The sequence below is a fragment of the Lysinibacillus sp. GW823-FHT02G10 genome (assembly GCF_058797135.1).
In genome coordinates, this window is the sequence record NZ_JBXAJI010000013.1 from 1 (window position 1) to 23,050 (window position 23,050).

General features: G+C 36.5%; 27 protein-coding genes. 26 read left to right on the forward strand and 1 reads right to left on the reverse strand.

Annotated elements, in window-relative coordinates:
* Positions 1-102: 102 nt before the first annotated feature.
* The 11 genes from AC1RFD_RS21355 to rsmI all read left to right on the forward strand — a co-directional run bounded on the left by AC1RFD_RS21355 (position 103) and on the right by rsmI (position 8,318).
* A complete protein-coding gene (locus AC1RFD_RS21355) occupies positions 103-540 on the forward strand; it encodes an SRPBCC domain-containing protein (RefSeq protein WP_115674065.1) in 438 nt (145 codons plus the stop codon).
* Positions 541-817: 277 nt separating this feature from the next.
* Complete coding sequence (locus AC1RFD_RS21360; RefSeq protein ID WP_463518852.1) at positions 818-2,242, forward strand: aminotransferase class I/II-fold pyridoxal phosphate-dependent enzyme; 1,425 nt, start codon at positions 818-820, stop codon at positions 2,240-2,242.
* Between the two features lie 17 nt (positions 2,243-2,259).
* Positions 2,260-2,889 (forward strand): dTMP kinase, encoded by a 630-nt coding sequence (gene tmk / locus AC1RFD_RS21365; RefSeq protein WP_115674067.1) that lies wholly within the window; start codon positions 2,260-2,262, stop codon positions 2,887-2,889.
* A 277-nt stretch (positions 2,890-3,166) separates the two neighbouring features.
* Positions 3,167-3,496: a cyclic di-AMP receptor DarA gene (gene darA / locus AC1RFD_RS21370; RefSeq protein WP_004229230.1), complete on the forward strand. Its 330-nt coding sequence runs from the start codon at positions 3,167-3,169 to the stop codon at positions 3,494-3,496.
* Between the two features lie 109 nt (positions 3,497-3,605).
* Positions 3,606-4,046, forward strand: a complete 441-nt coding sequence (locus tag AC1RFD_RS21375; protein ID WP_004229228.1) for a YaaR family protein — start codon at positions 3,606-3,608, stop codon at positions 4,044-4,046.
* 143 nt (positions 4,047-4,189) lie between these two features.
* On the forward strand, positions 4,190-5,194 hold the full coding sequence (gene holB, locus AC1RFD_RS21380; RefSeq protein ID WP_492475248.1) for a DNA polymerase III subunit delta': 1,005 nt from the start codon (positions 4,190-4,192) through the stop codon (positions 5,192-5,194).
* Positions 5,187-6,002 (forward strand): PSP1 domain-containing protein, encoded by an 816-nt coding sequence (locus AC1RFD_RS21385; RefSeq protein ID WP_048395431.1) that lies wholly within the window; start codon positions 5,187-5,189, stop codon positions 6,000-6,002. Before holB ends, AC1RFD_RS21385 begins: the two co-directional genes overlap by 8 nt.
* A 27-nt stretch (positions 6,003-6,029) precedes the next feature.
* The gene (gene yabA / locus AC1RFD_RS21390; protein WP_004229222.1) at positions 6,030-6,386 is read left to right on the forward strand and encodes a DNA replication initiation control protein YabA; all 357 of its coding nucleotides are present in this window, start codon (positions 6,030-6,032) and stop codon (positions 6,384-6,386) included.
* A 63-nt stretch (positions 6,387-6,449) separates the two neighbouring features.
* Positions 6,450-7,199, forward strand: a complete 750-nt coding sequence (locus AC1RFD_RS21395) for a tRNA1(Val) (adenine(37)-N6)-methyltransferase (protein ID WP_054548597.1) — start codon at positions 6,450-6,452, stop codon at positions 7,197-7,199.
* A complete protein-coding gene (locus AC1RFD_RS21400) occupies positions 7,183-7,446 on the forward strand; it encodes a GIY-YIG nuclease family protein (protein ID WP_004229219.1) in 264 nt (87 codons plus the stop codon). The genes AC1RFD_RS21395 and AC1RFD_RS21400 overlap by 17 nt, the downstream gene beginning before the upstream one ends.
* The gene (gene rsmI / locus AC1RFD_RS21405; RefSeq protein WP_048395435.1) at positions 7,443-8,318 is read left to right on the forward strand and encodes a 16S rRNA (cytidine(1402)-2'-O)-methyltransferase; all 876 of its coding nucleotides are present in this window, start codon (positions 7,443-7,445) and stop codon (positions 8,316-8,318) included. Before AC1RFD_RS21400 ends, rsmI begins: the two co-directional genes overlap by 4 nt.
* A 233-nt stretch (positions 8,319-8,551) precedes the next feature.
* On the opposite strand, the gene abrB is transcribed toward rsmI, so the two are convergent.
* A complete protein-coding gene (abrB, locus tag AC1RFD_RS21410; protein WP_004229214.1) occupies positions 8,552-8,830 on the reverse strand; it encodes a transition state genes transcriptional regulator AbrB in 279 nt (92 codons plus the stop codon).
* 334 nt (positions 8,831-9,164) lie between these two features.
* On the opposite strand from abrB, the gene metG reads away from it, so the two are divergent.
* The 15 genes from metG (at position 9,165) to pth (ending at position 22,949) form a co-directional block, all read left to right on the forward strand.
* Positions 9,165-11,156 carry a methionine--tRNA ligase gene (gene metG, locus AC1RFD_RS21415; protein WP_369823948.1) on the forward strand — a complete coding sequence of 664 codons (1,992 nt, stop codon included), beginning with the start codon at positions 9,165-9,167 and terminating at the stop codon, positions 11,154-11,156.
* Positions 11,157-11,409: 253 nt separating this feature from the next.
* A complete protein-coding gene (locus AC1RFD_RS21420; RefSeq protein ID WP_048395439.1) occupies positions 11,410-12,180 on the forward strand; it encodes a TatD family hydrolase in 771 nt (256 codons plus the stop codon).
* Positions 12,181-12,315: 135 nt separating this feature from the next.
* Positions 12,316-13,527: a resuscitation-promoting factor gene (locus tag AC1RFD_RS21425; RefSeq protein ID WP_048395441.1), complete on the forward strand. Its 1,212-nt coding sequence runs from the start codon at positions 12,316-12,318 to the stop codon at positions 13,525-13,527.
* Positions 13,528-13,747: 220 nt separating this feature from the next.
* Positions 13,748-14,314, forward strand: coding sequence for a ribonuclease M5 (gene rnmV / locus AC1RFD_RS21430; protein WP_048395443.1), 567 nt, complete (start codon positions 13,748-13,750; stop codon positions 14,312-14,314).
* A complete protein-coding gene (gene rsmA, locus AC1RFD_RS21435) occupies positions 14,307-15,188 on the forward strand; it encodes a 16S rRNA (adenine(1518)-N(6)/adenine(1519)-N(6))-dimethyltransferase RsmA (RefSeq protein WP_048395444.1) in 882 nt (293 codons plus the stop codon). The genes rnmV and rsmA overlap by 8 nt, the downstream gene beginning before the upstream one ends.
* Before the next feature lie 157 nt (positions 15,189-15,345).
* A complete protein-coding gene (gene veg / locus AC1RFD_RS21440; protein WP_004229199.1) occupies positions 15,346-15,606 on the forward strand; it encodes a biofilm formation stimulator Veg in 261 nt (86 codons plus the stop codon).
* Positions 15,607-15,719: 113 nt separating this feature from the next.
* Positions 15,720-15,899 (forward strand): small, acid-soluble spore protein, alpha/beta type, encoded by a 180-nt coding sequence (locus tag AC1RFD_RS21445; protein ID WP_004229193.1) that lies wholly within the window; start codon positions 15,720-15,722, stop codon positions 15,897-15,899.
* A 220-nt stretch (positions 15,900-16,119) separates the two neighbouring features.
* The gene (gene ispE, locus AC1RFD_RS21450; protein WP_048395447.1) at positions 16,120-16,986 is read left to right on the forward strand and encodes a 4-(cytidine 5'-diphospho)-2-C-methyl-D-erythritol kinase; all 867 of its coding nucleotides are present in this window, start codon (positions 16,120-16,122) and stop codon (positions 16,984-16,986) included.
* A 56-nt stretch (positions 16,987-17,042) separates the two neighbouring features.
* On the forward strand, positions 17,043-17,876 hold the full coding sequence (gene purR / locus AC1RFD_RS21455) for a pur operon repressor (RefSeq protein WP_004229190.1): 834 nt from the start codon (positions 17,043-17,045) through the stop codon (positions 17,874-17,876).
* Positions 17,873-18,247 carry a RidA family protein gene (locus AC1RFD_RS21460; protein ID WP_004229189.1) on the forward strand — a complete coding sequence of 125 codons (375 nt, stop codon included), beginning with the start codon at positions 17,873-17,875 and terminating at the stop codon, positions 18,245-18,247. Before purR ends, AC1RFD_RS21460 begins: the two co-directional genes overlap by 4 nt.
* Before the next feature lie 220 nt (positions 18,248-18,467).
* On the forward strand, positions 18,468-18,770 hold the full coding sequence (gene spoVG, locus AC1RFD_RS21465; protein WP_048395448.1) for a septation regulator SpoVG: 303 nt from the start codon (positions 18,468-18,470) through the stop codon (positions 18,768-18,770).
* Between the two features lie 261 nt (positions 18,771-19,031).
* On the forward strand, positions 19,032-20,402 hold the full coding sequence (gene glmU / locus AC1RFD_RS21470) for a bifunctional UDP-N-acetylglucosamine diphosphorylase/glucosamine-1-phosphate N-acetyltransferase GlmU (RefSeq protein WP_048395450.1): 1,371 nt from the start codon (positions 19,032-19,034) through the stop codon (positions 20,400-20,402).
* Between the two features lie 24 nt (positions 20,403-20,426).
* Positions 20,427-21,386 carry a ribose-phosphate diphosphokinase gene (locus AC1RFD_RS21475; protein ID WP_004229183.1) on the forward strand — a complete coding sequence of 320 codons (960 nt, stop codon included), beginning with the start codon at positions 20,427-20,429 and terminating at the stop codon, positions 21,384-21,386.
* A gap of 253 nt (positions 21,387-21,639) precedes the next feature.
* A complete protein-coding gene (locus AC1RFD_RS21480; protein ID WP_054548595.1) occupies positions 21,640-22,236 on the forward strand; it encodes a 50S ribosomal protein L25/general stress protein Ctc in 597 nt (198 codons plus the stop codon).
* 146 nt (positions 22,237-22,382) lie between these two features.
* Positions 22,383-22,949: an aminoacyl-tRNA hydrolase gene (gene pth, locus AC1RFD_RS21485; protein WP_016993791.1), complete on the forward strand. Its 567-nt coding sequence runs from the start codon at positions 22,383-22,385 to the stop codon at positions 22,947-22,949.
* The last annotated feature ends 101 nt before the right edge of the window (positions 22,950-23,050 follow it).

Here is a 23,050-nt window from a genome sequence, read left to right on the forward strand (position 1 = left end):
AAAGTAACCACTGAGAAATCAGTGGTTTTTTTGTATGTTTTGAAATCTAGAAAATGTTAAAGTTTAATAGAGTGATCAAAATATTCAAAGGGGTGCAATGGAATGGCAACAGGACAATATAGTAAGGTAATCAATGTACAGAAAAATAAATTAGAGGGTTTTATTCATAATAAAGAACAATGGGCTGTTTTAATACCAGGTTACTTACATCACGAATTACTAAATGAAGACGATATGATCTGGGTCTTCCAAGGAGACTTTGGTATAATTCAGAAAGCTGTTAAAGTAAAACTTAAAGTAAACAAATCAGATGCTCATCAAATACAGTTTGAATTAGAGGGTTTATCTGATCCTATAAATGGTAATGGTTCTTTTGAAATCTTACAAAATCAAAATGAATCACCACAACTGACTGGTAATTTAACAATGAAAGCAAGTGGGTTTTTAGCAGGAATGATGAATCCAGTATTAGATAATTTTGTACCTGGGTTGATTGAGCAATTAGTGGAAGCAATGGCCATTCAAACATTACAAGACTAGTTATATGAAAATAAGTGGTGAACCGATTATTACAGATAACAGCAATAATCGGTTTTATTTTAATAAGCAACTCTTATTGCTACAAAAATGATGGTTTAGGTATAGATGACTCTTTTTTTGAGTGAGGCGTCAACGATAATGACATCAAGCTGTGATTAACTTTGATGAAAAGGTTTGTTACTAAATAAAAAGTGGATTTCCATGCGGAGGGATAGCTTTTTTCTGTCCTTATAATTTCGTATAATTAAGGAGAATCTAACGAAAATGGGTGTATGTTTTGCATAAGAAAAAACCAATTATAGAAGGGTTAGAACGTTTTCGACAGCAACAAAATATTTCTTTTCATGTCCCAGGTCATAAGCATGGTGAACTGTCTCACCTTCCGCAAGCATTTAAAGATGTTATGCGTTATGATGTAACTGAATTATCTGGATTAGATGATCTACATTACCCTGAGGAAATGATATTAGAAGCCGAGAATTTATTGGCAGATACATATGGAGCAACGAAGAGTTTCTTTTTAGTAGGAGGGTCTACTGTTGGAAATTTAGCAATGATTTATGCTACTTGTAACAAAGGAGATACCATTATTGTTCAGCGTAATGCACATAAATCAATTTTCCATGCTATTGAACTTGTTGGGGCTAAGCCAATTTTTGTGTCGCCGCTATGGGATGAGCGGACAATGTCGGCGACACATGTAACTTATAGAGATTTAAAAGAAGCCGTAGAAAATTATTCAGAGGCGAAAGCAGTAGTTTTAACATATCCTACTTATTATGGGATGACTTCGAATGAAATACAGCAACAAATTGTTTATTGTCATGAGAAGGGAATACCTGTATTGGTGGATGAAGCACATGGCGCTCATTTTAATGCATGTACGCTATTTCAGCCATCCGCATTGACACTTGGTGCAGACGTTGTTGTTCAATCAGCTCATAAAACTTTACCTGCTATGACGATGGCCTCTTTTATGCATGTTAAGTCGGCATTGATAGAGGCTGACAAAATACATCATTACTTACGCATGTTACAATCTAGTAGTCCATCTTACTTATTATTAGCATCATTGGATGATGCTCGCTATTATGTACAGACATATATGGAGAGTGATGGGGCATATATAATAGAAAAAAAGAATCAATGGGTAGATGCATTACGAGCAATTGGATCATTAGAAGTAATTGAAGTAGATGATCCACTTAAAGTATTGCTACGTGTTAATGGTTATAGTGGCTTTCAATTACAGGAGGCATTAGAGGCAAAGCATGTATATGGGGAACTTGCAGATGCCAATCAGGTTTTATTTGTGTTACCTTTGCTGAAGCAGGGACATACCTACCCATTTGCTGAAATCAGGGTTCGTATAAAAGAGGCCATAACAACGCTATTAAATACAGCTAAAACAGATAGCATGACGGCTTCTCAAACAGCCTATCATTTTGTACCGATTACTGAGCCTATATATACCTTTAATGAGGTTGCATCATTAGAGAAAGAATGGTTACCATATATGCGTACAATGGGGCGAATTTCAGCGAATATGATCATTCCTTATCCACCTGGTATACCATTATTAGTACCAGGAGAAAGAATAACAGTAGCTAAGTTAAGTCAATTGGAAGAGCTACTAGCAGCAGGTGCAACATTCCAGGGGAATCATCGTTTAGCAGAAAAAATGATTCAGGTTATTAAATAGTTGGAGGCAATAACAGCATGAATAGCAATTTATTTATTACATTTGAAGGACCAGAGGGAGCAGGAAAAACAACGGTCATTCAAATGATAGCAGAGCGATTAACAAAAAATAATATTGAAGTTCTAGCAACAAGAGAACCAGGTGGAATTGAGATTGCAGAAAAAATAAGAACGATTATTTTGAATCCTGCACATACTGCTATGGATGAACGAACAGAAGCATTGTTATATGCTGCAGCAAGAAGCCAGCATTATTTTGAGAAAGTACGTCCTGCCTTAGATGCAGGGAAGTTAGTGATATGTGACCGTTTTATTGATTCCTCTTTAGCTTATCAAGGATATGCAAGAGGTATAGGTGTCAATGAGGTACTTTCTATTAATGAATTTGCTATTGGGAAGAAATTACCTGACGTGACCATACTATTTGATCTTGCTCCAGAGGTTGGCTTAGCGCGTATTCATGCATCTGGCAATCGGGAAGTAAACCGCTTAGATGTTGAAAGCTTACCGTTTCATCAGAAGGTACGTGAAGGATATTTACAATTAGTAGAGCAGTATCCAGAGCGAATACGTGTAGTCAATGCAGATCAAGATATTGAAAATGTTGTGGAAGATGTATGGTTATTATTATTGGAAGCAATGCAGTAAATGCATGAAGTTGTCTACAACAATGTGATATAATGATACTATCCATTAATTTATCTTCACTAGGAGGGCAACATTTGTCGAAGTACCTATTAGGTCAGACACACCTTCGTGTAAGATACATTATGTGTTTAGGGAACCTTGTAGATGTCTCTTTTAAAACTTTCTTATAGAGTTTTTGTATCAATATGATGATGTTCCTCAAGTTCAACAGATGAACTAAGATTAAGAATAGAATTGAAATCTATCTAGGTGAATTTTATAAAAGGGGTGAGTGCGAATGAAGTTAGTCGTAGCTGTAGTGCAAGATCAGGATAGCAGCCGCTTATCAAATGCTTTAACGAAAAATCAGTTTCGCGCAACTAAATTAGCGAGCACAGGAGGATTTTTACGTTCAGGAAATACGACATTTCTTATAGGAACTGAAGACTCTCTCATACCCAAACTTTTAGATATTATTCGGGATAATTGTCGGGCAAGAGAGCAAATGGTTGCACCCGTTTCTCCGTTAGGAGGAAATGCTGATTCCTATATACCTTACCCTGTGGAGGTAGAGGTGGGAGGAGCTACCGTATTTGTTTTACCGATTGAACAATTCCATCATTTTTAAAAAGTAGCCTCCGAAGCTAAATCATTGATTATTTGTTACTATTAAACATTTTATTTAAAATTGATTATGCGTAGGAGAAATAGATGAAAATTGTGGGGGCGAAACCAGCTTGAAGATTAATCAAGATATACGTGTCGGGTTAAATACAAATCGCAAAGAGCCACTACAAAATAATAATCAAAATAACCGATTTGGAGATATGGTCGTCAAGCAAGGTAATAAGCTGCAAACAGAACAACTCACGCGTTTGTTAGGAGATATATCTACTGCAGGGGACCGAGTAGCTAGATCACGTAATTTACGAGAACTTGCTAGGTTTAAAATGCTTGTTAAACGATTTCTACAAGAGACAGTAGAACATGGTATGGAGTTAAAACAATCACATACCTGGAATCGTTTTGGTGAAGGAAGACGTCTGAAAATCATTGAAACCATTGATACACGTCTTGTCGAGCTTGCACAGGATCTCTTAGACGAAGAAAAAGAAGCAATAGATCTTCTTGATAAAATCGGTGAAATTAAAGGCTTACTAATTAATTTATATATGTAAAACCCGTGTCTCGTTCTCATTTAGGCGCGGGCTTTTTTCAAATGTTGATGTGGCTACTCGCCATAAAGTAAACAACTGTAATCTTTACAAGAGTGCAAGAAAGTATCACCTTTTGTTGTAGAGACAGGAAGGAATTTAAATGTATGGCCAAGAATGTTGAAGAGCTACTCACACTGCAACCAGTCGTAATGAAGCAGCTTCAAACAATATTTGACAAGAATAGATTAGCACATGCATATATTTTTGATGGCGAAAAAGGGACAGGCAAGGCAGATATTATGCACTTTTTTGTCAAATTAATGTTATGTGAGCAACCAAGTGGAAATGTTCCATGTGAAACATGTCGAAATTGCAAACGTGTAGATTCGGGAAATCATCCAAATATTCATCGAATTTATCCAGATGGTCAATTCATAAAAATTGATCAGATGCGAGAACTCATCGGAGAAATGAAAATGGTGGGTGTAGAAGAAGGACGTAAGATTTATGTGCTTCATCATGCAGACCGTCTTAATACAGCCTCTGCAAATATGATACTTAAATTTTTAGAGGAGCCAGAAGGAGAAGTAACTGCCATATTACTAACTGAGCAAATGCAGTCAATTCTTCCAACTATCCGTTCTCGTTGTCAACATATCAAATTTCAAAAAATGCCACGTCATGTTTTGTTGAAGCATTTACAGGAAAATAATATTTCATATTCAATGGCCTCAACAGTAAGCATGATGACAAATGAGCTCGAAACAGCGATTTTTCTAGCAAATGATGAGCAGTTTGCACTCGCTCGAAAAACAGTGTTAAAATTAGTAGAGGCTATTCGGCAAAATGTACACGAAGCATTGCTTATTGTGCATGAAGAGTGGTTGCCTCACTTTAAAGAAAAAAGCGAGATGGAGCAAGCATTGGATTTACTACTATTTGCTTACCGTGATATAGTGTCAATAAAAGCTAATCCCGAGGCAGCTTGTACTTATCCAGACATGTTACCACTATTTAAAGAAGTTGCGTTATATTCCACTTATGAAAGATTATCAAACCAGATGGAATCTATTTTACAAGCACGCGCCTCTTTACAGCGTAACATGAATAGGACGTTATTGATGGAGCAGTTAATGCTAAATCTGCAGGAGGGATATACATTTGTATAATGTAGTAGGAGTCCGCTTTAAAAAGGCGGGTAAAATATATTATTTTGATCCGGCATCATTTCTACTAGAGGATAGTCAATATGTTATTGTAGAGACAGCCCGCGGTGTAGAGTATGGAAAAGTAGTTGTCCCTCAAAAAGTTGTGGGTGATAATGATGTTGTATTACCACTAAAACAAGTACTTAGACCAGCAGATGATCGTGATCGTATACAAGTAGAGGAAAATGCAGCGGAATCAAAGCGTGCATTTGAGCTCGCTAGTACTAAAATTATAGAGCATAATTTAGAAATGAAACTTGTAGATGTTGAATATACATTTGATCGTAATAAAATTATTTTTTACTTTACAGCTGAAGGACGAGTTGATTTTAGGGATCTAGTAAAAGATTTAGCCTCGGTTTTTAGAACACGTATTGAACTTCGTCAAATTGGTGTGCGTGATGAAGCCAAGCTTTTAGGTGGTATCGGTCCATGTGGTAGAATGCTTTGTTGTTCCACATTTTTGGGTGATTTTGAGCCCGTTTCGATTAAAATGGCTAAAGATCAAAACCTATCATTAAATCCTTCAAAAATATCTGGCCTTTGTGGACGTTTAATGTGTTGCTTAAAGTATGAAAATGATGAATATGAAGAAGCAAAAGAGGGCATGCCAGATGTTGGTGAGATAACAATGACACCAGATGGCCGTGGGAAAGTAGTAGGGCTAAATGTGCTGGAAAGACTTATTCAAGTATATTTACATGAGCAGGAACGCACAGTTGAGTATACACTAGAAGAACTGCTAGCATGCGAAAAAAATCTTATTTAAGATAGAGAATTTAACGAGGTGGCTTGGGTGAAGGACCGTAATTTCTTAGATACCGTTATGGAGTTCGAACAACAGCTCGAAGCAATGCAGGAGCAATTTGGTGCATTGAAACAATTTGTAGCGTTAATGATGGAAGAGCATAAGGCGCTTGAAACAGAAAATCATCACCTACGTACACGTCTAGAAGAACTACTTTCTAATACAAACTCCGTACAAGCTGCTGAAGTAAAGAAAGAGAGTCCGCTAGATATTGGTGAGGGATATGATAACTTAGCTCGCCTCTACCAAGAGGGCTTCCATGTTTGCCATGTTCATTTTGGAAGTTCACGTAAGGGTGAGGATTGTCTGTTCTGTCTATCATTTTTAAATAAACAAAATGTGTAATAAAAGGCTGATTCCCGCTACGGTGGTGTCAGTCTTTTGTTTTGTAGCGTAGGAGGAGTAAGTATGGAAAAATGGCTAAAAGGTGACGAGCGGTTAGATTATTTGTTGGCTGAGAATTTACGTATTATTCAAAGTCCCTCTGTCTTTTCGTTCTCATTAGATGCAGTATTGCTTTCGAAATTTGTCAGTATTCCTTATCATAAGGGAAAAATCGTTGATTTATGCTCAGGAAATGGTGTGATTCCACTTTTTTTAAGTGCACGTACAAAGGGACAGATAACGGGAGTAGAAATTCAACCACGTTTATTTGAGATGGCAGAGAGAAGTATCCGTTACAATCAGCTAGAACAGCAAATTCAAATGATTCTTGGAGATGTTAAAGAAATACCAAAACAACTTGGGATTGAAAAGTATGATGTGGTTACCTGTAATCCACCCTATTTTTTAGCACATGAAGCGAGTGATAAAAATCTTAGTGAGCATCATGCCATTGCACGCCATGAATTGTATTTAACATTGGAAGAAGCGATTCAATCCGCAAGTAAATTATTAAAGCAAGGGGGCAAGGCCGCATTTGTTCACCGACCTGGGCGATTATTAGATATTGTGACAGCTATGCGAGCAAATCGCTTAGAGCCTAAACGGATGCAGCTCATTTATCCGAAGGAAGGGAAAGAGGCTAATACATTATTAATAGAAGGAATAAAAGATGGAAAGCCTGATTTAAAAATTCTGCCGCCGTTGTATGTTTATGATGCCAATAATGAATACACGACAGAAGTGAGAGAAATTCTTTATGGAAAAGAGCAATAATCACTACTTTTATGTGTTAGAGTGTGCTGATCAAACTCTTTATGCAGGGTATACAAATAATATAGAAAAACGTGTTGCTGTACATAACGCTGGTAAAGGAGCAAAATATACAAGAGCTAGAGGTCCAGTGAAATGTATTTACAAAGAAATATTCGAGACAAAGCAAGAAGCAATGCGTGCTGAATATGCCTTTAAGCAATTAACAAGAACACAGAAAATTAATTATATAAGGAGGGGTGAATCGTGAAATCACAAAAAAGTACAATACACGATCAGACAGGTTGTTTATATCTGGTAGGAACACCTATTGGTAATTTAGAGGATATGAGTGTGCGTGCACTTCGCATTTTAAAAGAAGCAGATATTATCGCTGCAGAAGATACTAGAAACACCAAAAAGCTGTGTAACTACTTTGAGATTGACACACCACTAATCAGCTACCATGAGCATAATATAGCCGTAGGTGGAGAAAAATTATTAACATTACTACAAGAAGGAAAAACAATTGCATTAGTAAGTGATGCAGGTTTACCTTGTATTTCTGATCCAGGTGCAGATATAGTGGAAAAAGCAATTGCCCAAAACTTTTCTGTTGTACCAGTGCCAGGGCCTAATGCAGCAATTTCAGCATTAATTGCATCTGGGTTATCGCCACAACCATTTTTCTTTTATGGATTTTTGAATCGCGGAAAAAAGGAACGTCGCCAGCAATTAGAACAATTAAAAAAACGCCAAGAAACGATTTTACTATATGAGGCACCACATCGCTTAAAGGATACATTAAAAGATATGGAAGCTATACTCGGGGAACGTCGTATTGTTTTAGCTCGAGAGCTGACAAAGAAGTTTGAAGAGTTTTTACGAGGTACTTTGTCTGAAGCTGTAGAATGGTCACAAACTGAAGAAATACGAGGAGAGTTTTGTATTGTTCTTGAAGGTAATAGCTGTGTAGAAGAGGAAGATCATGAAGAAGCCTATTGGCAAAACATGTCCATTGTTGAACATGTTGATTTCATTATCAATCAATCGAATGTATCTTCAAAAGAAGCCATTAAAGAAGTAGCTAAGTTAAGGCAAGTGGCAAAGCGAGATGTTTATAATGAATATCATAGTGAATAATAGTAAAGAGTTACCTTATTAGGGTAGCTCTTTATTTTTATTTAGTTAATGACTCGAAACTTAAAAGTTGAAAAGTAATAATTTTGAGACACAATTTTAAATTGATAATAATTGTAAATAATAGTAACCTTAAATAGAAAGGTCTGACATGGACATTATAAGGGGTTAAGAAATTGGTTATATTAATAAACAGAAACACCTAAATCACTGTTTTGATTTAGGTGAGAAACTAATTATTTTTTTAAGTTAGATTGAATTTCTTTAACTAACATTTCTGCGCCTTCTGGACTTAAAATTAATTTGCCTCCAACTAGACGGAAGTTATCATCTGAAACTTCACCAGTAACAGCACATGTCATATTAGGCATATATTTTTTTAAGATGATTTTATCATCATCCACATAGATTTCTAAAGCGTCCTTTTCAGCAATACCTAGCGTACGGCGTAACTCGATAGGAATTACTACACGACCTAACTCATCGACTTTACGAACAATCCCTGTTGATTTCATAATAGATTTCCTCCTAATTTATAAAAGTTATATTGGTATTTCGTCAAATTTCGACATTATTTCTTTGTCTGATAGTTATCATACCAAGTAATGCCATAAACGTCAATTAATTAATGCACTAATATTATGGTTTTTAAAAAAAATTTTTGAGAAGAATGCAGGTATTTTAATTTTTTTAAAAGGTTTTTAATAAATATTTTTGTTAATAGTAAAAAAGGTTCTTATTTAAGTCATTTAATGGATTAAATATATTATTCGACAATTTTCGCGTTTAATAAACTTTCATTGAAACGAATTTCGTACTTCGTTAGAATAGAAAGTATATTGTAAAACAATGGAGGCAGTTCTTGTGAGTGAACAACAAAAAACATTCTATATAACAACACCCATTTACTATCCAAGTGGGAAATTTCATATTGGTACGGCATATACAACAGTAGCATCTGATACTATTGCACGCTATAAACGTTTAAAAGGTTATGATGTACGCTTTTTAACAGGAATGGACGAACATGGCCAAAAAATTCAAGAAAAAGCAGCTGAAGCGGGTAAACATCCTCAAGATTATGTAAATGAAATTGCCGATGCTGCGAAAAAACTTTGGGGTTTAATGGATATTTCTTATGATGACTTTATTCAAACAACGCAGGATCGACATACGAAAGCTGTCGAAAAGATTTTCCAAAAGTTTTTAGATAATGGTGATATCTATAAAGGTGAATATGAAGGCTGGTACTGTACACCGTGTGAATCATTCTTTACTGAGACTCAACTAGTTGACGGGAACTGTCCTGATTGTGGTCGTCCGGTGCATAAGGTTAAAGAAGAATCGTACTTCTTTAATATGAAGAAATATGCAGATCGTTTATTAGCTTATTATGAAGAGAACCTTGAATTCATTGAGCCAGAATCACGAAAAAATGAAATGATCAACAACTTCATTAAACCAGGGCTAGAGGATTTATCGGTATCAAGAACATCCTTCGACTGGGGAATTAAAGTACCAGGAGATCCAAAGCATGTCATTTATGTATGGGTTGATGCATTAACGAATTATATTACAGCCTTAGGTTATCTATCAGAAGATGAATCATTATTCAATAAATATTGGCCAGCAGATGTACATGTAGTTGGCAAGGATATTGTTCGTTTCCACACGATTTATTGGCCAATCTTCTTAATGGCATTAGATTTGCCATTACCGAAAAAGGTATTTGCTCATGGTTTTATTATGATGAAAGACGGTAAAATGTCTAAATCAAAAGGCAATGTAATTTATCCTGAAATGTTAATCGAGCGTTATGGTCTAGATGCGACACGTTATTTCCTATTACGAGAATTACCATTTGGCTCTGATGGGGTATTTTCACCAGAATCATTTATTGAACGTACAAACTTTGATCTGGCTAATGATTTAGGGAACTTATTAAATCGTACAATTTCAATGATTAATAAATATTTTGATGGTATTATTCCGACAGAAAATCTTCAACCGACAGAATTTGATGCAGCTTTAAAAGAGCAAGCTGAGTCGGTACGTATTAAATATGAAGAAAGTATGGAAAAAATGCAATTTAGTGTCGTTCTTGCTGACTTATGGACGCTTGTTTCACGCACAAATAAGTATATAGATGAGACACAACCATGGGTGTTAGCAAAGGAAGAGTCAGACAAGCCAAAATTAGGTGCAGTTATGCGAAATTTGGCAGAAAGCTTACACCAAATCGCTGTCATGTTGCAACCATTTATGACAACAACTCCTAAACGTATGATCGATCAGTTAGGATTAGATGACAAATTCTTAGCATGGGATACAATTGCAACATTCGGCAATACTATTCCAGCAAACATTAAAGTGGTAGAAAAAGGGATACCGATTTTCCCACGCTTAGAAAATGAGGTTGAGATTACTTATATTCGTGAGGAAATGCGTGGGTCTGTGAAAACACCACAGGATGAAGAAATTAAAAAGGTAGAAAAAACTGAAGAAAATCCAGAAATTCCTGAAATTACTATTGATGATTTTATGAAAGTTGATTTGCGTGTAGCTACTGTGACTGCATGTGAAACTGTTCCGAAAGCAGATAAATTATTAAAGCTACAAGTTGATCTAGGATATGAGCAACGTCAAGTAGTTTCAGGTATTGCGAAATTTTATACACCAGATGATTTAATAGGTCAAAAAGTGATTGTCGTAGCAAATTTAAAACCAGTAAAATTACGTGGTGAAATATCACAAGGAATGATTTTAGCTGGTGAGAAAGATGGAATTTTAAAATTAGCATCAGTTGATCCTAAACTTGAAAATGGTGCAAAAGTAAAGTAATGAACTTAAGGAAGGCCTGCTGAATATGAATTATTCAGCAGGCTTTTCAAATCTGTTAGAGAAATCGGGATTAAATTATTTTGATATAATTTACGATGCGTGAAAAACTTGGTTTTATGGGCCCGAAGAACTACTTGTGGTAATGTCGATTAAGTGGAATGTCACAATGTCGAATAGTTTGTAATGAAATTGTAATGATCACGAAAAATATGAAATAATAAATTTTAATAAAATCAATGTTAGGAGAATGAAGATGTTTATAGATACACACGTACATTTAAACGCAGATCAGTATGAGGAAGATCTTCAAGAAGTGATTGATAGAGCTCTTGAAGCTAAAGTAGAACGAATGGTAGTTATTGGTTTCGACCGTAAAACCATTGAGAGAACAATGCAATTAATAGAGCAATATGATTTTGTTTACGGTGTCATTGGCTGGCATCCAGTAGACGCTATTGATTGTACTCAACAAGATTTAGAGTGGATTGAGCAATTAGCTTCACATCCAAAAATAGTTGGCATTGGTGAAACGGGATTGGACTACTATTGGGATAAGTCTCCAAAAGACGTTCAACAGGAACTTTTTCGCAAGCAAATTCAATTAGCTCAAAAGATCAATTTACCAATCGTTATTCATAATAGGGATGCAACAGGTGATGTTGTACAAATTTTACGTGAAGAAAATGCTGCATCCGTAGGGGGTGTTATGCACTGCTTTAGTGGAAGTGTAGAAACAGCGCGTGAATGTATAGCAATGAATTTTATGATTAGTCTTGGGGGACCAGTGACATTTAAAAATGCACGTCTACCAAAGGAAGTAGCTACAGAAATAGCTCTTGAGCATTTGATGATTGAAACAGACGCTCCTTATTTAGCTCCACATCCACATCGAGGTAAGCGCAATGAACCCGCTTTCGTGCCTTTAGTTGCTGAGGAAATCGCACGTTTGAAAGGGTTGACAATTGAGGAAATTGCACAAGCAACTACAGCCAATGCGAAAAATTTTTTTGGGATTGACAATTAACTAGCTTAGATGCCTCCAATACAGGGTTTGTGGTTGGCAAAAAACAAGAAGTCAATTTTCAGAGAAATACTTTCGGGTTGACAGTGCCAAAACTAGTCCGTATAATCCAACCTTGTATTAAGGAGGCGTTTTTTCATGTCAAATAATTCCATGAAAAACTTGTTCTTAGGATCATTGAGGAGTAAGCAAACAGTGATAAGAATTATCTCACTTGTCCTGTTTGTGTCTGTAATCTCTTTCGTGCTTTATCAAGGTACGAAAAAATCCGTTAAGCTTGAAGCAAATGGAGAAACAATCGAAGTATCAACACATGCCAAAACTGTAGAACAATTATTACAAAATCAAAATATAGATATAGCAGAGCATGACAAAATTTCACCCTCTCTGAACACCAAAATTGTTAATGGATTAGCAATTACATGGGAACAGGCAAAAGAAGTAACTATTTCAGTTGATGGAAATCAGTCAAAAGTTTGGACAACTGAAACACTTGTGAAGGACATTTTGAAGGAAGCAAATATTAAAGTATCTGAACATGACTCTTTAGCGCAAGGTCTAGATACTGAACTAGGAGCAGAAAACAAAATCGATATTCAAAAAGCGTTTCAAGTAGCGCTTGTCGATGGCGTAAATAAAAGACAAGTATGGTCCACTTCGACTACGGTCGCTAACTTTTTAAAACAACAAGGAATTCAGCTAAATGAATTCGATCGTGTCGAAAATAACCTGGAGAACGTTATTACTCCGGAGAGTAAAATCACAGTAGTTCGCGTAGAAAAGGTTATCGATGTAGTGGAAGACTCTTTAGATTTCGCAGTTGAAAAGAAGCAGGATGCTTCATTGCAAAAGGGGAAACAAAAAGTAGTAGCAACGGGCGAGAAGGGTTCGATTTCTCGTACGTATGAGGTTGTCAAAGAAAACGGTAAGGTTGTGGCAAAAAACCTACAATCTGAGAAAGTTTTAAAAGAGCCGAAGAAACAAGTGGTTGCTGTAGGCACAAAAACAATTGTTGCAAGTGCAGCAACTGTGTCACGTGGTTCAGCAGAGCCTACTAACGGAAAAGAATTTTATGTAACGGCAACAGCATATACACCATATTGCAACGGTTGTACTGGTACATCAGCAACTGGTATAAACCTACGTTCAAATTCTGGCTTGAAGGTGATCGCAGTTGACCCTTCTGTTATTAAGTTAGGATCAAAGGTTTGGGTAGAAGGCTATGGAACTGCTATAGCTGGGGATACTGGTGGGTCAATTAAGGGTAATAAGATTGACATACTTGTACAAACAGATGCCCAAGCACGTAACTGGGGACGTAAGAAAGTGCGCGTTAAAGTATTAAATTAAAAAAATTGTAAAATTAATCAAAATGTTTTTCACAAATGGAGCTTTCCTGTTTTGACTGGCGGGAAGGCTTCTTTATTATTTTTTTAGCAAATGATGTTGTAGGTATGTAGAGAGAAAGTTGAATAAGATAAGCTCATCTGAACCTTGTATTCCTGTACAAATCGTATAGAGCAGTTGTAAAATGGTCAGAAGATAAGGTAGATAGAAAAGAGGAGCCTTTTTGCAAATTAAAGAAATTATTGTTGTTGAAGGAAAAGATGATACGACAGCTATTAAACGTGCTGTACAAGCAGATACTATAGAAACGAATGGATCTGCAATTTCTGAAGAAACGTTAAAGCGAATTCAGCACGCCCAAGAAAAACGTGGAGTTATCGTATTTACTGATCCAGACTATCCAGGACGTCGAATACGCGCCATTATCGAGGAGCGTGTAAAAGGGGTGAAGCATGCCTTTTTACCAAAAGCGAAAACGATCGCTAAAAACGGTAAAGGGTTAGGGATTGAGCATGCTGCTGATGAGGATATACGTGAAGCACTACAACATGTCTATACCCCTACACATGAGTTGCTAAACGAAGCGGTAATTACACTGGAAGATTTAATGACTGCTCGTTTAATTGGACATCCACAATCAAAGCAGCGTCGTGATAGACTAGGGGAAATTTTAAATATAGGTGCTACAAATGGTAAACAACTTCATAAAAGATTGAAAATGTTTCAGATTACAGAGGAGCAATTTGGTGCGGCTATCGCACAGTTAGATCAGGAGGAAAATGATGCATAAGGATATTGCTACACCAATTCGAACACAAGAAATATTAAAAAAGTATGGTTTTTCATTTAAAAAAAGTTTAGGTCAAAACTTCTTAATTGACCCGAACATTTTAAGAAATATAGTGAGTCACGCCAATTTAACTGAGAATAGTGGCGCAATTGAAGTTGGTCCTGGGATTGGGGCATTAACTGAGCATTTGGCGAGAAGCGCTAAAAAGGTAGTTTCCTTTGAAATTGACCAACGTTTATTACCTGTACTAGAAGATACGCTTAGTCCATATAATAATGTGTCTATTATTCACTCTGACATACTTAAGGCAGATGTGGAGAAAGTAATTGCAGATGAGATGCCAGGTATTGATGATATTATGGTTGTAGCAAATTTACCGTATTATGTAACGACCCCAATTTTACTGAAGTTACTCAATGACCGATTACCGATCCGTGGTTTTGTTGTGATGATGCAGAAAGAGGTAGCAGACCGTATAACAGCTAAGCCAGGGACGAAAGAATATGGTTCTTTATCAATTGCAATACAATATTACGTGAAAGCAGATATTGCGATGACAGTGCCAAAAACCGTTTTCATGCCGCAACCTAACGTTGACTCTGCAGTAATTCGCCTTATTAAGCATGAGGAACCACCAGTAAAAGTAATAGATGAGGATTTTTTATTTGTTGTAACGCGTGCTTCATTCGTACAGCGAAGAAAAACAATCTATAATAACCTGCAATCTGGTTTACCTAATGGAAAGGCACAAAAGGATCAAATTTTACAGGCATTAGAGTTAGCAAATATTGAGCCAACTCGCCGTGGAGAAACACTTTCAATTCAAGAGTTTGGGAAATTAGCTGATGCACTGCATCCTGTATTTGCAAAGTAAAAATTTTTGTTAACAATTTTTCGGATATGTAAAAAAATATATATTTTTTTATAAAAAATAAGTTGACAAGATTTATAAGAGGCTGATAAAATATTATATTTTGTTGACATTTTTGGGCCATTAGCTTATACTTGTTATTAGTGAGGTGTAAGCGAAAATGCCAAAAACTTTAGCGGACATTAAAAAGTCGTTGGATTGTCATTTGGGTAAACGTTTGCAATTAAAAGCAAACGGTGGTCGCAAGAAAACGGTTGAGTGTGCAGGGATACTACGTGAGACATATCGCGCCATCTTTGTAGTAGAGCTCGATCAAGAAGACAATACGTGCAAGCGCGTATCGTATAGCTACACAGATATTTTAACTGAAGCAGTAGAGATTACATTTTTAGACGAAGCAAAGGCTGCTGTCGCAAAATAGTTTCTAGTACTTATTTCTATATTTTAGAAACACTCATGTATATTAAAAATACATGAGTGTTTTGCGTTTTCACGGGCATACTAAATTCGTCAGTTGTTAAAGGAGGAGTTTATATGCCTAGAAAAGGTATCATGTCACCTCGTTTAAAAGAAGAGATCGCAAAAGAACTTGGATTTTATGATGTTGTGCAAAAGGAAGGCTGGGGCGGCATAAAAGCTCGTGATGCTGGTAATATGGTCAAACGTGCCATAGAAATGGCAGAACGGGCAAGTAGTGAGCAAGAGCGTAAGTAGACTGTTTTTGCTAAAATAGTCATCTTATAAAGTTTCATTCAGCAGGGATGAAAATCCTTACTGACACAACAAATACAACTGACGAGAGAGAGCCGTTACTCCGAATAGGGTAAACGGTTCTTTTTTTCCATTTTCGTATTCTCAATATGGTAAAATAAAATGAATAATCTTGCGCGAAAAAAAGAACTGTTTATACGTGTAGCTATAAGGAGGAAGAAAGATGCTTTATGTAAAGGCGCCTGCAAAAATTAATTTAACATTAGATGTACTTTATAAAAGACCGGATAATTTTCACGAAGTGGAGATGGTTATGACAACAGTCGATTTAGCTGATCGTATCAGTCTTGAATCTCGAGAAGATGGTGTTATTCAAATAATTTCAACAGATAATTTTGTACCAAATGACCATCGTAATTTTGCTTATCAGGCAGCGCGTCTCATTAAAGATACATATGGCATTAGACAAGGTGTATCCATTACGATTGAAAAGGAAATCCCCATAGCAGCAGGACTCGCAGGAGGTAGTAGTGATGCAGCTGCAACATTAAAAGGGCTAAATGAACTGTGGGATTTAGGTTTATCAATAGATGAATTAGCGGAACTTGGTGCTAAAATTGGTTCGGATGTTTCGTTTTGTGTTTACGGAGGCACGGCACTCGCTACAGGACGAGGCGAAAAAATAAAGGAATTACCAGCTCCACCTAATTGTTGGGTTGTACTAGCTAAGCCTAAAATTGGTGTGTCGACAGCAGAAGTTTATGGGGGTCTTAAGGTTGAAGGACTGCAACACCCCAATACACAGCAGATGATACAAGCTATAGAGACAAAAGATTATGAGCTATTATGTTCTTCATTAGGAAATGTTTTGGAAACTGTAACATTTAAGCTACACCCAGAAGTTGTGATGTTAAAGGAACAAATGAAGCGCTTTGGGGCAGATGCCACGCTAATGAGTGGAAGCGGTCCAACTGTATTTGGGCTAGTGGATAGTGAAGCTCGTGTAAGTCGCATTTATAATGGTTTACGTGGTTTTTGTGAGGAAGTTTATGCAGTACGAATTTTGGGTGAGCGAAATACGCTTGCTTAGAAACGCAAATTTGTGTTAATTTTACCTATAAATATTCGTGTTTAGGAGAGGGTCGCATGAAATGGAAGCGTAGTGAACGACTAGTTGATATGACGTACTACTTACTAGAACATCCACATCAGCTGATCCCGCTAACTTATTTTTCAGAACTATATCAATCTGCTAAGTCATCCATTAGTGAAGATTTAACGATTGTAAAAGAAACATTCGAAGAAAAAGGAATCGGGTTATTGATGACAGTGCCGGGTGCTGCAGGAGGAGTAAAGTATATTCCGAAAATGTCCGAGGCTGAAGTACGTTTAGTGATTCAAGATTTAAAAGCAGAGCTAGAACATTCAGATCGATTGTTACCAGGTGGTTACTTATTTATGACGGACTTGCTTGGAAACCCAGATTTAATTAATCGTGTAGGAAAGGTCTTTGCTTCGGCCTTTGCAGATCAACAAATCGATGTCATAATGACAGTAGCAACTAAAGGGATATCCATCGCTCATGCCATTGCAAGACATTTAAATGTACCAGTGGTTGTTGTGAGAAGAGATAGTAAAGTAACAGAAGGTTCTACAGTAAGCATTAACTATGTATCTGGTTCTTCCAGAAGAATTCAGACAATGGTATTATCAAAAAGAAGCATGAAGAGTGGACAACGTGTATTAATTACTGACGACTTTATGAAGGTCGGCGGTACTATGAATGGTATGAAAAATCTCTTAGAGGAGTTTGACTGTCAGCTAGCAGGCATTGCAGTGCTTGTGGAGGCTGAGCATGCGGACGAAACATTAGTAGACGATTATTATTCACTTGTAAAGCTTCATGAAGTTAATGAAAAAGATCGAACAATTGCATTAAGTGAAGGTAACTATTTTTCTAAAAGGGGACATGACAAATGAAAGTAGTAGCAACAACAAATGCACCAGCAGCAATCGGACCATATTCACAAGGTATTATTGTTAACGGTATGTTTTATAGCTCTGGTCAAATTCCATTAACAGCTACAGGTGATTTAGTGGAAGGCGATATAACTGTACAAACAAATCAAGTATTTGCTAATTTAAAAGCTGTTTTAGCGGAAGCTGGAACTTCTTTAGATAATGTTGTGAAAACAACGGTCTTTATGAAAGATATGAATGACTTTGTAGCGATGAATGAAGTTTATGCAAATCATTTCGGTGATCATAAACCAGCTCGTTCAGCTGTAGAGGTAGCCCGTCTTCCGAAAGATGTAAAAGTAGAAATCGAAGTAATCGCAATCGTAAAATAAATAAAACTTATTAAGCTCACTAAAGAGAATCTTTATTCTTTTTAGTGGGTTTTTTTACGCCGACAAACAATTGTCAAAAATTACGTATATAAGAAAAAATATTATTCTAATAAGTATTCAAATTTTTTAGAAAATTTGATAGACTATGAAAAGGAAAATATTCGGTAATTGAGAATATAATATTTTCATTTAGGCATCCAAGAAGAGAGGTGGTGAGAAAATGGAAGTTACTGATGTGAGATTACGTCGGGTACAGACGGATGGTCGCATGCGTGCGATTGCTTCCATTACACTTGATAATGAGTTTGTTGTTCACGATATTCGTGTCATTGATGGAAATACTGGTTTATTTGTAGCTATGCCTAGTAAACGAACACCAGATGGGGAATTTAGAGATATTGCTCATCCAATTAATTCTGATACTCGAAATAAAATTCAGGAGATTATTTTAAACGAGTATCATAACTCTAGTGAAATAGAGGAAGCTGGTAAAGAAGAAGAATTAGAGGGAATCGGTGTGTAATAAATAGTAAATAACTTACTTTTTAAGGATATGTTACAAACTTACGGTAAAAAAGATAGGAAGAACTCTTCTAGTTGGAAGGGTTCTTTTTATTTTGATAAAAAGATAATATGAGCAATTTCAGGATATACTTCATGACATTCGAGCATAAGGTGCATTGGATTTAGGAATTCATGTTTTTGTCAACTCTACATGCCTTGAAAATAGATGAATTTTGCTATATAGTCATAAGAGAAAATGAGCGTATTGGAGGACTTACAGATGAGCAATATTTTTGCTGTCATTTTGGCTGCAGGTCAAGGTACACGTATGAAGTCCAAATTATATAAAGTGCTCCATCCAGTATGTGGGAAACCAATGGTACAACATGTGGTGGATCATATTCAGTCGTTAGATGTGAATCGCATTGTAACGGTTGTCGGACATGGTGCTGAAAAAGTGCAACAACAGCTTGGTGATAAAAGTGAGTATGTGCTGCAGGCTGAGCAACTAGGTACAGCGCACGCTGTGCAACAAGCAGAGGCCATTTTAGGTAATGAAGAAGGTACAACATTAGTTGTATGTGGAGATACACCACTAATTCGTCCTGAAACGATGCAAGCTCTATTCGAACATCATCAAGCAAAGAATGCTAAAGCAACTATTTTAACTGCAATTGCTGAAAATCCAACTGGCTATGGCCGTATATTACGTGGCAGTAACGGACAGGTGGAGCAAATTGTTGAACAAAAGGATGCTTCAGCAGAGCAGCAATTAGTAAAAGAAATAAACACAGGCACATATTGCTTTGATAACAAATTATTATTTGAAACATTGAAGCTTGTGAAAAATGATAATGCTCAAGGTGAATACTATTTACCAGATGTCATTGAAATTTTACAAAAGCAAGGTGATATTGTTGAAGCATATGTCACTGATGATTTTGAAGAAACACTAGGTGTTAACGATCGCGTGGCTTTATCACAAGCCGAGACATTAATGCGTACAAGAATCAACGAGAAACATATGCGGAATGGTGTAACAATTATCCATCCTGAAACAACGCATATTAGTGCAGATGCAGTTATTGGGCGTGATACGGTGATTCAACCTGGCTCAATGATTGAAGGTGCTACTGTGATCGGTGAAGATTGCATTATCGGGCCAAACACTCAAATCATAGATAGCCGCGTTGGTGATCGTACAACTATACATTCTTCAGTTGTCCGTGAAAGCGCTATTGCAGAGGATACTGCTATTGGGCCATTTGCTCATATTCGACCACTTTCAGACATCGGTAGTCATGTCAAAATTGGTAACTTTGTAGAAGTGAAGAAAAGCAAGCTAGATAATGGCTCGAAAGTTTCACATTTAAGTTATATTGGCGATGCTGAGATCGGTAGTAACGTCAATATTGGTTGTGGTTCCATTACAGTAAACTATGATGGAAAAAACAAGTTCAAAACAATTATTGAAGATGATGTATTTGTAGGATGTAATACTAACTTAGTAGCGCCAGTGAAAGTTGGAAAAGGTTCATTTATTGCAGCAGGTTCTACAATTACAAAAGAAGTTCCTGAAGATGCACTTGCCATAGCTCGTGCAAGACAAGAAAACAAACCGAATTATGTAAGCAAATTAAATTCAAAATAATTATCAACTAAACAGGAGGCCATCATGCCGTATCATTATGCAAACTCACAATTAAAAATATTTTCACTTAACTCTAATAATCCATTAGCTCAAGAAATTGCGCAGGAAATGGGCGTAGAATTAGGTAAATCTTCTGTTAAGCACTTCAGTGATGGAGAGATTCAAATTAGCATTGAAGAAAGTATTCGAGGTTGTGATGTGTTTATCGTGCAGTCTACTTCTGCACCTGTAAACGAACATTTAATGGAGCTTTTAATTATGGTAGATGCAGTTAAACGTGCATCTGCTCGTACAGTAAACGTTGTAATGCCTTATTATGGTTATGCACGCCAAGATCGTAAAGCAAAAGCGCGCGAGCCAATTACAGCTAAATTAGTGGCAAACCTACTTGAAACTGCTGGTGCAACACGTGTTATCGTATTAGATTTACACGCACCTCAAATCCAAGGTTTCTTCGATATCCTAATCGACCACTTAATGGCAGTACCATTACTATCTGATTACTTCAAATCTAAAGGTATTCCAGGAGATGAGATCGTTATTGTTTCACCAGATCACGGTGGGGTAACACGTGCTCGTAAAATGGCTGAACGATTAAAAGCACCGATTGCAATTATTGACAAACGTCGTCCGAAACCAAACGTTGCGGAAGTGATGAACATTGTTGGTAATGTTGATGGTAAAGTGGCAATCTTGATTGATGATATTATTGATACAGCAGGTACAATTACAATTGGGGCAGATGCGTTACGTGCTGCTGGTGCAAAAGAAGTTTACGCTTGCTGTTCACACCCTGTATTATCTGGTCCAGCAATTGAACGTATTGAAAACTCTGCTATTAAAGAATTAGTGGTGACAAATACAATTCAGCTTTCAGACGAGAAAAAATCTCCAAAAATTACAGAGCTTTCTGTAGCTAAATTAATGGCGGATGCTATCTCTCGCGTTTATGAAAATAAATCTGTAAGTACTCTATTTGATTAATAAATATTGTAAGTATAAGACCAATCTACTCTTTGAGTAGATTGGTCTTTTCTATATAAATTGGACACTATTTCATCAAGACGAAGAAATAGATGAGTGTTTTATGTGTGAGCCTTCTCACAAAGGGGTATAATAATAATGTGTCTTAATAATATTTACTCTACCTTAAACAAATAGAGCTAAGTATTATCATAGCCTACAACGAATTATTGTTGAGGCGTAAATAATTTTCTTGGAAGGGGAATAAAGAAGTATGAGTACAGTATTAAGTGTTACAAAGCGCGAAACTGGGCATCGTTCAACATTAACCCAACTTAGAAAAGGGGGAGCCATTCCTGCAGTTATTTACGGCTACAAAGTAGATTCAACCCCAATTTCTATTGCTGCAAAAGATTTTAAAAAGTCCATTCAAAAAAATGGGCAAAATAGTGTGTTTTCGCTAGAGTTAGAGGGGAAAAAGGTGAATGCTGTTGTGTCAGAGATTCAGCAATGTTCATTGAAAGATGAAGTAAATCATATTGACTTTTTAGCCATTAATATGGCGGAAGAGCTAGAAGCTGATGTCCCGATTAAATTACTTGGACAGTCAGTTGGTGTGAGTGAGGGCGGTATTTTAATGCAGCCTAACTTAGAATTAAAAGTTAAAGTAAAGCCAACAGAGTTACCCGAATCAATTGATGTGGACATTTCATCGTTGAAAATTGGGGAATCCCTAACAGTAGCAGATATTCGCGATGCTACATCTGTTGAAATTATTAGTGAAGATGATTATATGTTAGTAACCATTGTGGCGCCTGTTTCTGTAGAGGAAGAGACTACAGAAAATGAAGAAGGGCAAGAGTCAGTATAAAAGTAAATACGCTTAAGGCTAATAAGAAGGCTATAGCTTTCTTGTTAGCCTTATTTTTTATGCCTTTTAACAATTGTACAAAATGCTTTCTAGGCGTGCTATATGGTAAAATAATGACTATTAGATTTGAAAGAAGAGAGGTACTTATGAAAATTATCGTTGGTTTAGGAAACCCAGGTAAACCTTATGAGCATACAAGACATAATATCGGCTTTGATGTGATTGATGCGTTAGCAGAAAAATGGGGAACACCTTTAACAAATTCAAAATTTAACGGGATGTACACAACTGTACATCGACCAGAAGGAAAGGTTCTACTTGTTAAACCATTAACATATATGAATTTATCAGGGGAATGTGTTGGTCCCCTAATGGACTATTTTGACATAGAGGTAGAAGATTTAATTGTCATTTATGATGACTTGGATTTAGAGACAGGTAAATTACGTCTGCGACAAAAAGGGAGTGCAGGTGGTCATAACGGCATTAAATCATTAATTCAACATTTAGGCACTCAGGAATTTAATCGTATTCGAGTGGGCATTAATCGTCCACCAGCGGGCATGAAGGTAGCAGACTATGTGTTAGCTAAATTTTCGAAGGAAGACCAAGTTCTTATGCAAGACGCCATTGTAAATTCTGTAAACGCTGTTGAAGCATCTCTTTCAAAGCCGTTTCTTGATGTGATGAATCACTTTAACGCAAGCAAATAGATGGAAGTAATAAAATTTATGTTAAAGTTTTTGGATAATTGGCATGGTGTAAGGTGAGTAATGAGCTGCCTTACACTATTATTACAGCTAATACTTGTAGT

Excerpts from the sequence above, each read along its gene's own strand:
- rsmA (WP_048395444.1), top strand. The coding sequence starts at position 14,307 with ATGCATAAGGATATTGCTACACCAATTCGAACACAAGAAATATTAAAA.
- AC1RFD_RS21400 (WP_004229219.1), top strand. The coding sequence starts at position 7,183 with ATGGAAAAGAGCAATAATCACTACTTTTATGTGTTAGAGTGTGCTGAT.
- AC1RFD_RS21480 (WP_054548595.1), top strand. The coding sequence starts at position 21,640 with ATGAGTACAGTATTAAGTGTTACAAAGCGCGAAACTGGGCATCGTTCA.
- purR (WP_004229190.1), top strand. The coding sequence starts at position 17,043 with ATGAAATGGAAGCGTAGTGAACGACTAGTTGATATGACGTACTACTTA.
- AC1RFD_RS21395 (WP_054548597.1), top strand. The coding sequence starts at position 6,450 with ATGGAAAAATGGCTAAAAGGTGACGAGCGGTTAGATTATTTGTTGGCT.
- AC1RFD_RS21355 (WP_115674065.1), top strand. The coding sequence starts at position 103 with ATGGCAACAGGACAATATAGTAAGGTAATCAATGTACAGAAAAATAAA.
- glmU (WP_048395450.1), top strand. The coding sequence starts at position 19,032 with ATGAGCAATATTTTTGCTGTCATTTTGGCTGCAGGTCAAGGTACACGT.
- darA (WP_004229230.1), top strand. The coding sequence starts at position 3,167 with ATGAAGTTAGTCGTAGCTGTAGTGCAAGATCAGGATAGCAGCCGCTTA.
- AC1RFD_RS21460 (WP_004229189.1), top strand. The coding sequence starts at position 17,873 with ATGAAAGTAGTAGCAACAACAAATGCACCAGCAGCAATCGGACCATAT.
- spoVG (WP_048395448.1), top strand. The coding sequence starts at position 18,468 with ATGGAAGTTACTGATGTGAGATTACGTCGGGTACAGACGGATGGTCGC.
- AC1RFD_RS21445 (WP_004229193.1), top strand. The coding sequence starts at position 15,720 with ATGCCTAGAAAAGGTATCATGTCACCTCGTTTAAAAGAAGAGATCGCA.
- AC1RFD_RS21425 (WP_048395441.1), top strand. The coding sequence starts at position 12,316 with ATGTCAAATAATTCCATGAAAAACTTGTTCTTAGGATCATTGAGGAGT.
- AC1RFD_RS21475 (WP_004229183.1), top strand. The coding sequence starts at position 20,427 with ATGCCGTATCATTATGCAAACTCACAATTAAAAATATTTTCACTTAAC.
- veg (WP_004229199.1), top strand. The coding sequence starts at position 15,346 with ATGCCAAAAACTTTAGCGGACATTAAAAAGTCGTTGGATTGTCATTTG.
- metG (WP_369823948.1), top strand. The coding sequence starts at position 9,165 with ATGGAGGCAGTTCTTGTGAGTGAACAACAAAAAACATTCTATATAACA.
- holB (WP_492475248.1), top strand. The coding sequence starts at position 4,190 with ATGGCCAAGAATGTTGAAGAGCTACTCACACTGCAACCAGTCGTAATG.
- tmk (WP_115674067.1), top strand. The coding sequence starts at position 2,260 with ATGAATAGCAATTTATTTATTACATTTGAAGGACCAGAGGGAGCAGGA.
- pth (WP_016993791.1), top strand. The coding sequence starts at position 22,383 with ATGAAAATTATCGTTGGTTTAGGAAACCCAGGTAAACCTTATGAGCAT.
- abrB (WP_004229214.1), bottom strand. The coding sequence starts at position 8,830 with ATGAAATCAACAGGGATTGTTCGTAAAGTCGATGAGTTAGGTCGTGTA.
- ispE (WP_048395447.1), top strand. The coding sequence starts at position 16,120 with ATGCTTTATGTAAAGGCGCCTGCAAAAATTAATTTAACATTAGATGTA.
- AC1RFD_RS21420 (WP_048395439.1), top strand. The coding sequence starts at position 11,410 with ATGTTTATAGATACACACGTACATTTAAACGCAGATCAGTATGAGGAA.